Genomic DNA, 12,893 nt, shown 5'->3' on the forward strand with positions numbered 1-12,893 from the left:
GGGTGCGGGTTATTTCGCGAGAATGCCGCCCTCGGGCAGTTGTGGGTTGAACTCGTCGAAAAAGGGGTAGTGGCCGGATCTGAGGGGGTGAATGACAACAAAGGTAGTCACGCCTGGTGACAGCACTTTTTCAACCCGCAGCGGTGTGCTCTCGAACTCGGCCGGCCCCTGACCGCTATTCCTCAGGACGATCTTGAAACGCTGTCCGGCCGGAACCTCGAGTAAGGCAGGGGAGAAGTGGCCATCGCGCAGGATCAGTTCGTAGCTCGGCAAATCGGCATGGACGGTCAACGGCGCAATGGCTCCGGCCACCATCAGCCAGGCAAGAGGCAGGCTCTTCATTCAATAGCCACCTTTTTTACCGATGCCGGCGTAGATGAACTCGTAGTGCAGTTCGCAGCGTTCGAACCAGGGCGCTACACCGGTTTCCTTATCGGTATGACGCCCGAGGGAATCGTGACCGGTGGGTGGTAGCACGGTGAAGGTCAGCCGATATTTGCCCGGTCCCAGCAGCTTCACATTGTCGCCATAGTGCGGGCCGTCATTGGCGACCATGGCATGGAAGTCGCCCTTGATTTCGTCCGGGTTACCCGCTCTGCTCAAGTTGAACGAGACATTGAGGTAAGGCACGAAACTACCTTCCTGAAAGCCCTGTCGATTGTCCGCGGTGGCCCGAATGTCGGCTTCCAGGTGAACATCGGAATCGACAGTCGCCCGCATCATGCCCGCCGGGGCCATCTCGATGGGTTGCAGATACACCGCCCCGACTTCCAGTCCCTGACACAGCTGGGGTTCCCCGATCGGGTACTCCTTCGCGTGAGCCAGCGGTACGAGCAAGAGCAGGGCGAGTGATAGGTGAGTACGCATGAAGTCTTCCTGGGCACTAACGAGTAGGAACCCGAGTCTAGGAAGCTTTTCTGCAAACAATAATGATTATTATCAAGTTTCGAGCACTTAAACCGATCGCTTGTCACGCTCGCGAAAGCGCTGGGCGCGCTCGACGCTGTGGGTCATCTGTGCCGCCGCATGAACGGGCAGTCGCTCGATGTTGATTCTTGATATCGATCAAGGATGGTTTTGCACAAAGGCTGTAGCTTGCAAAAACGTCTCTCAATGATTGGAGATCGACATGGCCAAGAACTTCCCCGTCAACCCCAAGCACCCCGAGCGGATCTGTTGGGGATGCGACCGGTATTGTCCAGCCAAGTCCCTGGCGTGCGGCAATGGCTCCGACCGTACGATGCATCCGGCCGAGCTGTTCGGGGAAGATTGGCATCTGCCTGGCGACTGGGGTATCGAGTCCCTCATCGTCACAGACAAGACAGAGAATGAAGGTATCTAGCGCAAGCCCGCAATGGTCGTGCGTTACCGCAGTCTTCCTCGCATGGAGAACCTTCAAGGCAGTCACACTGAAGTTGGGACACCAAACCTCGCTTTCTCAGACTGATCGCATCTTTGGACAATACCGGCCGTGATCGTTAAGCAGTTGCAAGTACGGTTAAGAAAGGAATGGATCTCTGAAAAGAGATCCATTTTTTGGGTCCAAAGAAAAGTTTTTGTTTGGCTGTTCCCGCAATACTTCTTGAAAGCACCCAAATCCAGCCCCGATCTTCTTGGTCACCGGATGCAGGCGGGTGATCTGCGAGCTATCGATATAGCCGAAGAAAATCACCCGCGCTGAGTGTTCCTGCCCGATCCGCAACGAACGCGGTGCTGCCTGTTGCCGCGTGTAACCGTGAGTGCTTTGGCGACGATGGATAGTCTTGTCGTCAGCCCCCATCGAGCCACCATGGTGCTTGCGCTGGTGGCGGTCGATGGGCTCTCTCAGCGCTCCATGTAGTCATCTATGGGATACATTGCGCACAACGCTTCGGCCTGTAGACGGAATTGCTCCTGCAGCGCGGGTTCCAGTGTGTACTCTTGCTCGTTGAGCGGCATCACCTTGTCCAGGATCCGGCAAACCAAATCGACGACTTGGCGGCATCCCTGGGGGTCGATGTGGCGTTGCGCCATGGAGCCGGTGCCGATACGCAACCCTCTGGTGGCGGATGACGATCGGGTCTCGCCCGGCACGCGATTTTTATCAACTATGATCCCGCAGCGCTCTAGCGCCGACTCCGCGATGGAACCAGTGATGGCCCCACGCAACCGAATCAGAATCGTGTGGTTTTCGCTGCGACCTCCCACGACCTCGTAGTCATGGGCCTGAAATGCTCTGGCCATCTCATCAGCCGTGGCCCGAATCCGTTCCATGTAGGCGTCAAACTCCGGGGACATTGCGTAGCCCAGCGCGGCGGCCTTTGCAGCGATCATGTTGACGGCTGGCGCGCCCTGCATCCGGGGAAAAACGGCTTGATCGAGGACACGACTAAAGGTTGATTTCAGGCCTGGAACCTTTTTGTTGGCGTCTCGGCCTGAAAGAATCAGGCCTCCGCGGGGACCCGCAAGCTGCTTGTGTGTGCAAGTCGTAGTGACGTGGGCAGCATTGATCGGGCTCGGATGTCGCCCCGTGGCAACAAGTCCGGCGATATGCGAAATGTCAGCGAGCAGGATGGCCCCGGCTTCATCGGCAATCTTGCGGAACAGTTCGAAATCTACGACCCGCGAGTAGGCAGTTGCACCGCAGATGATGATGCGCGGGCGATGGGCGAGAGCCAGTTTGCGCACCTTGTCGTAATCGATGAGTCCCTCTGATGTCGTTCCGTATCTGATCGCCTTGTAGTAAGTGCCAGTGAATGTGACGGAGTTGCCGTGTGCAAGATGTCCTCCGTGATCGAGGGCCATTCCAAGTAGAGTATCCCCAGGCTCAAGCAGGGCAGAGAGGACGTGGTAATTGGCGTTCGATGCCGAGTGTGATTGCACGCCTGCGTATTGGGCGCCGAACAGTTCCCGAGCTCTTCGGATTGCCAGAGACTCGACCAAATCGACGTTCTCGCAGCCTGTGTGATAGCGCCTGCCTGGTGTGCCCTCCGCCGTGACGTTGACGAGCGCCGAGGCTGATGCCACCAAGGTTCGAGGCTTGACCGCACAGGAAGAAGAGACCAGTGACAGTGTTCGGTGTTGACGCGTGACTTCAGCGTCCAAGATCCTCGCCAGCTCGGCGTCTTCTGCTCGCAGATCCGCCAAGCCTCGTCGCAGTAGGTCAGCTTGGTTCTTAAGCTGTTCAGTATTGACTGCCATTATTCGGTATCCCTTCCTTGTTTGTTGAGTGCTGCGAACGACAGCACGAAGCAATGCAGGTCCTATTGCTGCCCCAGCGTAATGTCCTTAAACAATGAGTTGATCGGCATCTATCTTTTCAATCGCTGTGGCGAGGGTGTTAACCCGCGCTGAAAAAAACTGCTACGTCCTCTATTTCGAGCTACCCGAAGCCCACCCCGAAGACACGCATGTCCCGATTTGTGCGAAATAGATCGCGGTAATAGGGCAAAGCCGAACCTGACCGCAGGCTGTATGAGGTGCGCTATCGAGGCGATTTTCAGCTCAATTTGCGACTGACCTGAGCGACCGGTTCGCAGTAATAACGTTTACCTCAGCGCCTCGATCACATCGTCCTGGACAGTGGGGGACTGACCACCACAGAGGAAAAAGCGCTGAATGCCTGGATTCGTCGCAATCGTTGTCGTGTGGAGTTTGTTTGGGTCGAATCGAAAGAAGTGTTAACCGAAGAGGAACTGCTTTTGGAGTTCTCTGCAGGAGGGACGATGAGGCCTTTCCCAAAGTTCGAGGTGAGGTGGAAAAGGAAGCTCAATCTCGATTTTTGCGCTTTTTCACATAAGCTATTGAAATGCATTGATTTTTTTATCATAAAAACCAGGTTTTCATCCTTGAAGCTTCCCTTTCGTCCATGATCCATCCAACCCTACCCGTGAGGGCTGTGTTTTTTGGCGTCCGTTCTCTCAAAAAACCAGAATCTGTATATGCAACCAGTAGTCCCTTAGAGGTTACCTCTCCTCGTGTGAGGATGTGAGAACAGGATTGCTCCAAGAAGCATAGGTTTTTTAGCAAGAAACTCCACTTAATTAATCAAAAAATTAAACATTCTTCAAATTAAATGATTCTTTTTTGCTGTCCATGGGATCTCGCGAGCAGTAAATAAAAAAAAGAGGCGATACCAGTCATCCAGACTGAGCCGTCTTGATACCTGGATGATCGACTCCACAACAGGAGGCGCTTCAGGCCCCGGGAAAAAAGGGGGCTTGAAGAGTCGTCAGATCATGCGTTGGGTCGAAGCCGCAGGACCTTGACGACTAAGGCTCACACACTCTGCGAAACCAACGGGATACTCCTTTGCCGCTAATTGTCAGGGGCCAGGCCAGCGATATCTCGTATGTGCACCCCTTGCTTGAACAGGTCAAAATCGACGGTCGGGAAGGGCTGCCTTCCAAGCGTTGCCGGTGGCCATTCGCTGACAAGGACTACGACTCCGAGCATCTGGGTCTTTATTGTTATAGCTAACGCATGCAACACTTCAGCCCGCTGCGAACCATGAAGCGCAAACCCGAATCGGACTTCCCCAACGATTTGATCGCCTCAAGTACCGGCACCGCAACATTAACGGACGGAGGTAGGCTGGCTAAAGGAGAAGTACAGGGTTGGTACCGGTGACGAAAAAAACGCGAAGAGTTTTACTGCAATGATCTCGCAGGCCTGATCATCTTCGTCGAGCAGTGGAATGACCATTCAGGGCATGATATCCACAGAAGTGCGATTTGTTACAGCTATAAGGAAGTGGTGGGCACTTGATGCACAGAAGAGAAAAAATAGAGTGTTTGAAAAGTAATATTAAGTACTTGATAAAAAGTCGCGGAGAGACGCAGTTGTCTTTGTGCAATTCCAGCGGCCTGACCAGAACGACTATCTATAATATTCTGGAAGGGCGGGTGGCAAATGTGCAGCAGTCCACCATTCGCAAGATTTCTGATTTCTTCGGCGTGTCTTATGAGGAAATAGAAACTATTGATTTTGAAGAGAAGGAGGTAATAGAGAGCAGTGTCTCTCTGCAAGGAAATATGAATCCAGCTGCAGTCCCTATCATTAAAGAGAGCTTGGTTATTCAAAGCCTGGATAGAAGAATTGGTGAATTGGCCACCCTCTACCCTTTGACTTACTATTTTGGCACATCCTATAATTTAATAGGCGTACTTCTGGAGAGCGAAATTATTGGCCTGAATGAGCCAGGAGATCTATTGATAATAAAGAAAGGCTCATCGAGTGACGATAAAGAAAAGCTGGTGTACGACAAAATAACCAAAAAACTATTCATAACAAGCGAGGCCTGTTTTAGTTCGGATCGTATTTGTGTTGTGGGGGATATAATAGAGGAGCGGTTTAATGGCGCGTGATGGCGAAGTCGAAAACAGCAAATACAAGTTGCTAGGGTTTGAGAACAGCAAAAATCTTGCTGTGATTATGATCATCGCTACCGGTAAGGTTATCAGGGTAAAGTTAAGCGAAGTATTAAGTAGTGAAATAATGGACAATTTAAATAAAATGGAAATCAAGAACTTGTATAAGAAATTTTATTCTCAAGGGGGGGCGGTAACCGCTTACGAAATGAATGATCGCCATGAAAGCTCATGGATGATTTATATTGTTCTAAATCTACTGCTGTTTACATTTTATATTTTTACCAGTATTGCAGCGACCAAGCCTATTTATTTAGAAAGCCTTGATATCATTGTTACTCCGGGCACTTTTCTTTATCCGTTGACGTTTTTAATCGTTGACTTGCTGAATGAGGCTTACGGTCTTAGGCTTGCGAGGAAAGCCATATTATTTGCTTTTGCAAGTAATGCTCTTATTATTGTTTTGCTGAACGCTTCGACCTATCTCCCAGGGCTGCCTGGCTGGAAGCTTGATATGCCTTATAATCAGGTTATTACTCATGTGTCTTCTGTGCTGGTAGCGTCCTCTGTTTCTTTTCTTTTTTCTGAAAATATAAACTCGTATTTGTTGTGCAAAATAAAAGAGCTGACAAATTCCAGGTTTCTATTTTTGCGTGTGTTTTTAAGTACTTTTTTTGCGGTGATAATAGACAGCTTCCTTTTTTGCTACATTGCATTTTATGGAAGCATGGAAAATAGTGATATATTGAATATGATTTATGTTCAGATAGCTATAAAGGTGTGTTTTGCTTTCTTTAATGTTTTGCCTGCCTACGGTGCAAGGTCGTTGTTTAAAAAATATATAACTGCAAGCCCTGTTAAGTAAATAGGGTGTGGGTTGCTTTTAAAGAGCCTGCTGTTCCAATAGCAAGGGTGTATTGATAGTTTCTTTGCACGACGCTGATGGATTCAACGCTCACTTAGTATGTGGCTGTCGTAATGAACCCCCTGTGCGAGCGCGTCTAAGCGCGCCAATCATTAGGGGTGTGCCTATTATACTTAAGTGAGCGTTTGTTGAATGTGTTTTATCGAGTTTCTATTTTAATTTCAGTTTGTCTTTTAAGCTGTTCATGATGTCTGTTTTATTCTCCAGATAATCATTCAGTCCTTTTGCGCGAAGATTGCAAGCGTCGCAGTTGGCGCAGCCACTTCCTTTTATACCGTTGTAGCAGGAGAGTGTGTCGTGGCGAATCAAGTCTAATTGGTTGTGGTAGTCGGCCAAGGCCCACGTTTCCGCCTTGTTCAGCCACATAAGCGGAGTTTCAAGTTGCAATGTATATTCCATGCCTAATTCAATGGCTTTGTTCAATGCCTTGACAAACTCATTTCGACAGTCAGGATAGCCAGAGAAGTCTGTTTCGCAAACCCCTGTGATTACAGTTTTAGCTTGAACTTGATAGGCGTAAATAGAAGCCAAGGTTAAAAACAGAATATTTCTTCCGGGTACGAAAGTGTTTGGCAGACTTTCTCCGGAGCTATTCATGGTTGGAACCGGGATGTTGTCGCGTGTCAGGCTGCTGATGGCCAACTCATTTAGCAAGGAGGTGTCCAGTACTTTGTGCACTGTCACGCCAAGCTTTTTTGAAAGGTGTTGTGCGACTTCAATTTCTGCACGATGGCGCTGACCATAATCAAACGTAATACAGTGTATTTCATCATAGAGAGGCAGTGCATGGATTAAACAGGTTGTTGAATCTTGTCCGCCACTAAAAACGATAACTGCTTTGTTACTCATGGTTCTGCTCCCTGCATTAATGTAGTAGGTATAACGTTTGAAACAAAAGCTCGAGATCCAACCGCCGGCATAATCCAGATGCTCATACCAAAGGCTTTCATCCCAGGAGACTCCAGGCCCAAGGCCGGGCAGGCAAAACCATACCAGCAATGGCTGGGCGTGACAGCAGGAAAATCCTGAAGATTGGTGAGGTTGCCACCCTGCGGAAAGCAAATGTAAACGTTCCATGAAACCCATATTCCAGGCCAGGATTTGATGCCCGATGCTTCGCTCCCGACGCCTTTGCGGAGTCAATACCTCATGATGCGTCCCGACGCCCACGGCCGGATCTGGTTCTCCGCCGAGCGCATTTCAGGCCAGCCCCGGTCCGCGACGTAATCGTCGCTCGCTCGACGACTGCTGAATAACTCATAAGCAGTCGCCCAGCGGCTATAGGTCCTTGTCGAAGCGGAATGAGGCTCCGTAAGCCGAATCGGGTAAGTGGTTGCTGCCATCCTCCCTCAGCCTGGACCTGAAGGTTCCACTTTGCGGCTGGGTTCTGTAGAGGCCGCGCTTCTGCAATTCGGGAATGATCAACTCTACGAAATCTTCAAGTGTGCCGGGACTGATCAATGGATTGATCATGTAGCCGCTGGTACCGGAAATGCGCGCGTGTTCTTCGATCCGGTCGGCTACCTGTTGCGGGGTGCCCACCAGGATCAGGTCGCTGCCGCGGGTGACGTTGGCAAAACGTTGCTTCACGTCCCCGGCAGTCAACGGTTTACCACTGCCATCAGGGTGCATGACATAGGACGTCAGCCCTTCGGTATGGGTCGACAGTGCATCGCTGTCGGCGTAGCGGCTGATGTCGATGCCGGTGTCACCCGCATAACTGACCAGTTGCGCCTGCAGATGGTAGTTGCTTTGCAACGCATCATATTTACGCTGGGCTTCAATCTCGGTTTTGGCGGTGACGATACGCAGCACGGTCAGGGACTTTACATCCTCACGCTGGCGGCCGCGTGCCTGGGCCTTGGCCCATATGTCTTCCAGGCCCTGGCGGATTTCCTGAGGGTTGGATTTAGCGATGAAAATCAGCTCGGCGTGCTTCGCCGCGAACTCACGGCCGCGACCCGACCAGCCGGCCTGGATCAGCAGCGGCGTGCGTTGCGGTGACGGCGAGGTCAGGTGCGGACCGGCTACCCGATAATGCTCGCCAGCGTGATTGATCGGCCGTACCCGATCACCTCGGGCATACAAATGACGAGCCTTGTCGGCAACCACGGCGTCGTCGGCCCAACTGCCTTCCCAGAGCTTGTACACCACATCGAGGAACTCTTCGGCGCGCTCATAGCGGTCATCGTGTTTGATCATCTGTTCAAGGCCGAAATTACGCGCGGCGCTGGACAGATAAGAGGTCACGATGTTCCAGCCCACGCGGCCATTGGTCAGGTGGTCCAGGGTGCTGAAACGCCGGGCATGGGTGAAGGGGTGTTCATAGCTGGTGGTGACCGTGACGCCGAACGCGAGGTTGTCCGTTACCGCGGCCAAGGCGGGAATGATCATCAGCGGGTCGTTGGCCGGCGCTTCCACAGCCCATTTCATCGCGGCATCGGCATTGCCACCAAAGACGTCGTAGAAACCCAGCACGTCGCCGAAGAACAACATATCGAGGTTAGCCTGGTCGGCAATGCGCGCCAGGTTCGACCAATAGCCCAGGGAGTTGATTGCCAGGCGCTCGTCGGCCGGGTGCGTCCAGAGGCTCGGAGCACCGCCGCAACCCACGCTGGCTTGTTCGTAGAGTGCAAACAACAGAGGTTTTGCATCGGACATCATCGCTCCAGAGAAAGTAAAAGTAGTTGAAGGGGCGGATTCACCTTTGGTGCTTGAACCCTTTGTCGACATGTCGCTCAAGGCGCACCTGGATCAGTTCCGGGCCGATGGAGAACAGCCAAGAGATGACGCCTGCGGTGGTGAGCATTTCGATATGGCGACAAGAAGATCGGCCATGCGAGTGCGCCAGAAGCGTATAGATTGAAACGTACTATAAAATCTATGTGTACTTCTTTTGTGGAATAACAAGCTCGTATCGAGCTATATCAAGTGGCTGACCTCAAACGCTCAATTTGCTGTCAAGAATCGAACCTAAGCTAATGCAAAAAAGATATTTATTAGCGGTTTTTAAGATCGTTTAGCTTCAACAGGACGCCAGGCTGAGCGCGCTCAGTCAATTCACATGGGAGTGAACCATGCCGCACACACGGGACATCACCACCTTACCGACCCTGGATCTTTCATTGCTCGACGGCAGCCCGGTGCAGCGTCAGGCGTTTCTTGACGATTTGCGCCACGCCGCACGGGATGTCGGATTCCTTTACCTGACCGGCCACGGCATCGACAGCATCTTGTTGAAGCAGGTGCAGGAGCATGCCCGGCAGTTCTTTGCCCTGCCAGACCACGAGAAGGCGGCAGTTGGCATGATCAACTCGCCACATTTTCGCGGTTATAACCGTGCGGCTTCGGAGGTCACTCGCGGCAAGCCTGACCTGCGCGAGCAGTTTGATCTGGGTGCCGAGAGGGAGGCTTTGCCGCTGGACCTGAACAGCCCGCTCTGGGCACGTCTGCAAGGCCCCAATCAATGGCCGGCCTCACTGCCGACACTCAAACCCTTGCTGCTGGATTGGCAGCAAGCCATGACCCGCATGTCGTTGCGCTTGCTGCGTGCCTTCGCCCAGTCGCTGTCGCTGCCGCAGGAGGCTTTCGATCAGTTGTACGGCGACAAGCCCAATGAACACATCAAATTGATGCGTTATCCGGGGCGGGCGCCAGACGAAAGTAATCAAGGCGTCGGGGCTCACAAGGATTCGGGATTCCTGAGCTTCCTGCTGCAAGATCACCAGGCCGGCCTGCAAGTCGAGATCGAGGAGGGGCGCTGGATCGACGCGCTGCCTCGGGACAACACCCTGGTGGTGAACATCGGCGAATTACTGGAACTGGCCACCAACGGTTATCTGCGCGCCACGGTGCATCGGGTGCTGTCGCCACCCAAGGGCCGGGAGCGCTTGTCGATTGCGTTTTTCCTTGGTGCGCAACTGGATGCGGTGGTGCCGCTTTACCCCTTGCCCACGGCGTTACTGCGTGAAGCGCGAGGCCCGGCCAGTGATCCTGACAATCCCTTGTTTCGTGACGTGGGCTGGAACTACCTCAAAGGCCGCCTGCGCTCCCATCCCGACGTTGCCCAGCGTTACTACGCCGATGCACTGATCCCCAAGGCCCTGAGTGCCTGACCCCATCATTTGATCAAGGACTATGAGCATGTTCAAACAAACAGGATTGACCCTGGCAGTGCTGGGTGGGCTGGTTGCTTCTTTCAGCGCCCTGGCCCTGGAGCCGTTGCGAGTGGCAGCGGACCCCGTACCGCATGCGCAAATTCTGGCGTACGTGCAGAAGATCGATCCCCAGCTGAACCTCAAGGTCATCGAGATCCCCAATGGCGTGAACTCTAATGAGTTGCTGGTGCATGGCGACGTAGATGCCAACTACTTCCAGCACTTGCCGTACCTGAAGTCTCAGGAGCAGGCCCTTGGCGAAAAACTCGAGGTGGCTGCGACGGTGCACATCGAGCCACTGGGGATCTATTCCCATCGGCACAAAAGCTTCGCCCAGGTGCCACAAAAAGGCACGGTAGCCGTCCCCAACAATGTCACCAACCTCAGTCGCGCCCTGTACCTGCTTCAGGATAACGGCCTGATCAAACTCAAGGCAGGCTTCAACGACCCGGCCACCGATCAGGCGACACCCAAGGACATCGCCGAGAACCCGAAACAGCTGAAGATCCTCGAAATCGAGTCGCCGCAGATTCCCCGCGCCCTGGATGACGTGGACCTTGCGGTGATAAATGGCAACTACGCGCTGGAAGCCGGTTTGGTGCCGGCCAAGGATGCGCTGGGGCTGGAAAAGGCCGAGCACAACCCGTACGCCAATATCCTGGTGACCACGCCCACGTTGCGGGACGACCCACGGATCAAGCAACTGGCCAAAGACCTGACTTCGCCTCGGGTGGCCAAGTTCATCACAGACAACTTCTCGGGATCGGTGATCCCGGTTACGGTGGCGGACAGCAAGCGATGATCATCGTCGAGCAGTTGAGCAAAACCTACGCGTCAGGGCAGGCTCCTGCACTGGATCAGGTGTCCTTGAGTATTCCCGATGGAGCGATCTACGGGATTCTGGGGCGTAGCGGTGCGGGTAAATCGACGCTGCTGCGTTGCCTCAATCTGCTCGAACGCCCCAGTTCCGGGCGCATTCTGCTGGATGGCAAGGACCTCACAGCCTTGTCCGACATCGAACTGCGCCGGCAACGCCAGCGCATCGGCATGATCTTTCAAGGCTTCAACCTGCTGCACTCACGCAACGTCTTCGACAACATCGCCGTGCCGCTTGAGATAGCGCGTGTCACTAAAACGCAGCGTCATTCTCGAGTAAGAGAGCTACTGGATCTGGTAGGCCTGAGCGATAAGGCTCAGGCGTTTCCCTCTCAACTCTCCGGCGGGCAGAAACAGCGGGTGGGCATTGCTCGGGCATTGGCGGCGCGACCGGCTTATCTGCTGTCGGACGAAGCCACCAGCGCCCTCGATCCTGAAACCACCCACTCGATTCTTGAGCTACTGCGCGATATCAATCGCCAGTTGGGACTGACCATCGTGCTGATCACCCATGAGCTGGACGTGGTCAAGTCCATTTGTGATCACGCGGCTTCACTGGCCCATGGACGGTTGGTCGAGGCGGGGCCGATTGCACAGTTGTTGGCCAATCCGGATTCGAGCCTTGGCCGTTCGCTGCTACCCGGTTACAGCACGCCTTTGGGCAACGATCCCCGAACGTTGGAGCTGAGCTTTTTCGACAACCTTTTGGCCACCCCGGTGCTCAACGAATTAGTGCAGCAGCAGGGCGTCGAGGTGAACTTGCTGGCCAGTGGCGTCGAGTCCATCGGCGGGCGGCGGGTCGGGCGTTTGCGCGTGGCTTTCAGTCATCCCGGCGATAAGCTGAAATTGACTCGGGTGCTGGCCTTTCTCACGCAGCGCGGTGTCAGGGTGGAGCGCTCATGAACCGTAGCATCGACTGGAACGAGATCCTCCAACTGGTGCTCAACGCGACGGGCGAAACCCTGTACATGGTCTTGCTGGCGGGACTCTTTACCCTGCTGATCGGCTTGCCTCTGGGCGTGTTGCTGTTCATCAGCCGCAGCGGTGGTCTGTACCCGATGCCCAAGCTCAACAAAGGCCTGGGTGGCCTGGTCAACCTTGGTCGCTCGTTACCCTTCGTGGTGATGCTGATTGCCTTGATCCCGCTGACCCGGTTGATAGTCGGCACGACACTGGGCAGCACCGCCGCGGTGGTGCCGATCACCATCGGCGCCTTTCCGTTCTTTGCCCGTATCGTCGAGAACGCCCTGGACGAAGTCGACAAGGGCCGGATCGAAGCCATCCTTGCCATGGGGGGAGATATTCGCCATGTGATCTTCAAGGTGCTGCTGCCCGAAGCGCTGCCCGCGTTATTGGCGGGCATCACCTTGACCCTGGTGATGCTGATCGGGTTTTCTTCCATGGCTGGCGTCATTGGTGGCGGCGGGCTGGGGGATCTGGCGATCCGCTACGGCTATCAACGCTTCAACAACCAGGTGATGGTTGCCACCGTGGTCGTGCTGGTGATCCTGGTCCAAGGCGTGCAGAGCCTCGGCGACCGCTTGGTGCGCTCTCTGGCTCATCGACGTTGAACTCGACATCCTCAAG

General features: G+C 53.9%; 13 protein-coding genes and 1 pseudogene. 7 read left to right on the forward strand and 7 right to left on the reverse strand.

Translation table 11 applies throughout. The annotated features are described in order from the left end of the window. Positions 1–9 precede the first annotated feature (9 nt). Both AC3WK5_RS13415 and AC3WK5_RS13420 read right to left on the reverse strand, forming a co-directional pair. Positions 10–342, reverse strand: a complete 333-nt coding sequence (locus tag AC3WK5_RS13415) for a cupredoxin domain-containing protein (protein WP_103315290.1) — start codon at positions 340–342, stop codon at positions 10–12. Beyond that, the gene (locus AC3WK5_RS13420) at positions 343–867 is read right to left on the reverse strand and encodes an iron transporter (protein WP_103315291.1); all 525 of its coding nucleotides are present in this window, start codon (positions 865–867) and stop codon (positions 343–345) included. It lies immediately after the preceding gene. 262 nt (positions 868–1,129) lie between these two features. Here AC3WK5_RS13420 and AC3WK5_RS13425 point away from each other — a divergent pair, with 262 nt between their 5' ends. Beyond that, positions 1,130–1,342, forward strand: a complete 213-nt coding sequence (locus AC3WK5_RS13425) for a DUF3079 domain-containing protein (RefSeq protein ID WP_054596887.1) — start codon at positions 1,130–1,132, stop codon at positions 1,340–1,342. Positions 1,343–1,498: 156 nt separating this feature from the next. Here the strand turns inward: AC3WK5_RS13425 and AC3WK5_RS13430 are convergent, their stop codons facing one another. Further along, complete coding sequence (locus AC3WK5_RS13430; RefSeq protein WP_103315292.1) at positions 1,499–1,780, reverse strand: hypothetical protein; 282 nt, start codon at positions 1,778–1,780, stop codon at positions 1,499–1,501. Positions 1,781–1,824: 44 nt separating this feature from the next. Then, complete coding sequence (gene glyA / locus AC3WK5_RS13435; RefSeq protein WP_103315293.1) at positions 1,825–3,180, reverse strand: serine hydroxymethyltransferase; 1,356 nt, start codon at positions 3,178–3,180, stop codon at positions 1,825–1,827. Between the two features lie 1,565 nt (positions 3,181–4,745). Between glyA and AC3WK5_RS13440 the strand changes: the two genes are divergently transcribed. Both AC3WK5_RS13440 and AC3WK5_RS13445 read left to right on the forward strand, forming a co-directional pair. Beyond that, a complete protein-coding gene (locus tag AC3WK5_RS13440) occupies positions 4,746–5,345 on the forward strand; it encodes a helix-turn-helix transcriptional regulator (protein ID WP_103315295.1) in 600 nt (199 codons plus the stop codon). Beyond that, positions 5,335–6,213: a queuosine precursor transporter gene (locus tag AC3WK5_RS13445; protein WP_103322126.1), complete on the forward strand. Its 879-nt coding sequence runs from the start codon at positions 5,335–5,337 to the stop codon at positions 6,211–6,213. The genes AC3WK5_RS13440 and AC3WK5_RS13445 overlap by 11 nt, the downstream gene beginning before the upstream one ends. A 210-nt stretch (positions 6,214–6,423) precedes the next feature. On the opposite strand, the gene queC is transcribed toward AC3WK5_RS13445, so the two are convergent. From queC to AC3WK5_RS13460, 3 genes and pseudogenes are all read right to left on the reverse strand, one after another. After that, positions 6,424–7,122 carry a 7-cyano-7-deazaguanine synthase QueC gene (queC, locus tag AC3WK5_RS13450; RefSeq protein ID WP_054596888.1) on the reverse strand — a complete coding sequence of 233 codons (699 nt, stop codon included), beginning with the start codon at positions 7,120–7,122 and terminating at the stop codon, positions 6,424–6,426. 429 nt (positions 7,123–7,551) lie between these two features. Continuing rightward, positions 7,552–8,934 carry an LLM class flavin-dependent oxidoreductase gene (locus AC3WK5_RS13455; protein WP_103320128.1) on the reverse strand — a complete coding sequence of 461 codons (1,383 nt, stop codon included), beginning with the start codon at positions 8,932–8,934 and terminating at the stop codon, positions 7,552–7,554. A 40-nt stretch (positions 8,935–8,974) separates the two neighbouring features. Next, a pseudogene (locus tag AC3WK5_RS13460) lies at positions 8,975–9,124 on the reverse strand (amino acid ABC transporter permease); the annotation flags it as partial. 226 nt (positions 9,125–9,350) lie between these two features. On the opposite strand from AC3WK5_RS13460, the gene AC3WK5_RS13465 reads away from it, so the two are divergent. The 4 genes from AC3WK5_RS13465 to AC3WK5_RS13480 are packed head-to-tail and all read left to right on the forward strand — an operon-like array spanning position 9,351 to position 12,877. Beyond that, a complete protein-coding gene (locus tag AC3WK5_RS13465) occupies positions 9,351–10,388 on the forward strand; it encodes an isopenicillin N synthase family dioxygenase (protein ID WP_103320130.1) in 1,038 nt (345 codons plus the stop codon). Positions 10,389–10,416: 28 nt separating this feature from the next. Further along, entirely contained in the window at positions 10,417–11,232 is an 816-nt protein-coding gene (locus AC3WK5_RS13470; RefSeq protein ID WP_103320132.1) for a MetQ/NlpA family ABC transporter substrate-binding protein, read from the forward strand. Further along, positions 11,229–12,209 (forward strand): methionine ABC transporter ATP-binding protein, encoded by a 981-nt coding sequence (locus AC3WK5_RS13475; protein ID WP_103320133.1) that lies wholly within the window; start codon positions 11,229–11,231, stop codon positions 12,207–12,209. The genes AC3WK5_RS13470 and AC3WK5_RS13475 overlap by 4 nt, the downstream gene beginning before the upstream one ends. After that, positions 12,206–12,877, forward strand: a complete 672-nt coding sequence (locus tag AC3WK5_RS13480) for a methionine ABC transporter permease (protein WP_103320135.1) — start codon at positions 12,206–12,208, stop codon at positions 12,875–12,877. The genes AC3WK5_RS13475 and AC3WK5_RS13480 overlap by 4 nt, the downstream gene beginning before the upstream one ends. Positions 12,878–12,893 lie beyond the last annotated feature (16 nt).

This window comes from Pseudomonas sp. FW306-02-D09B (genome assembly GCF_058782685.1).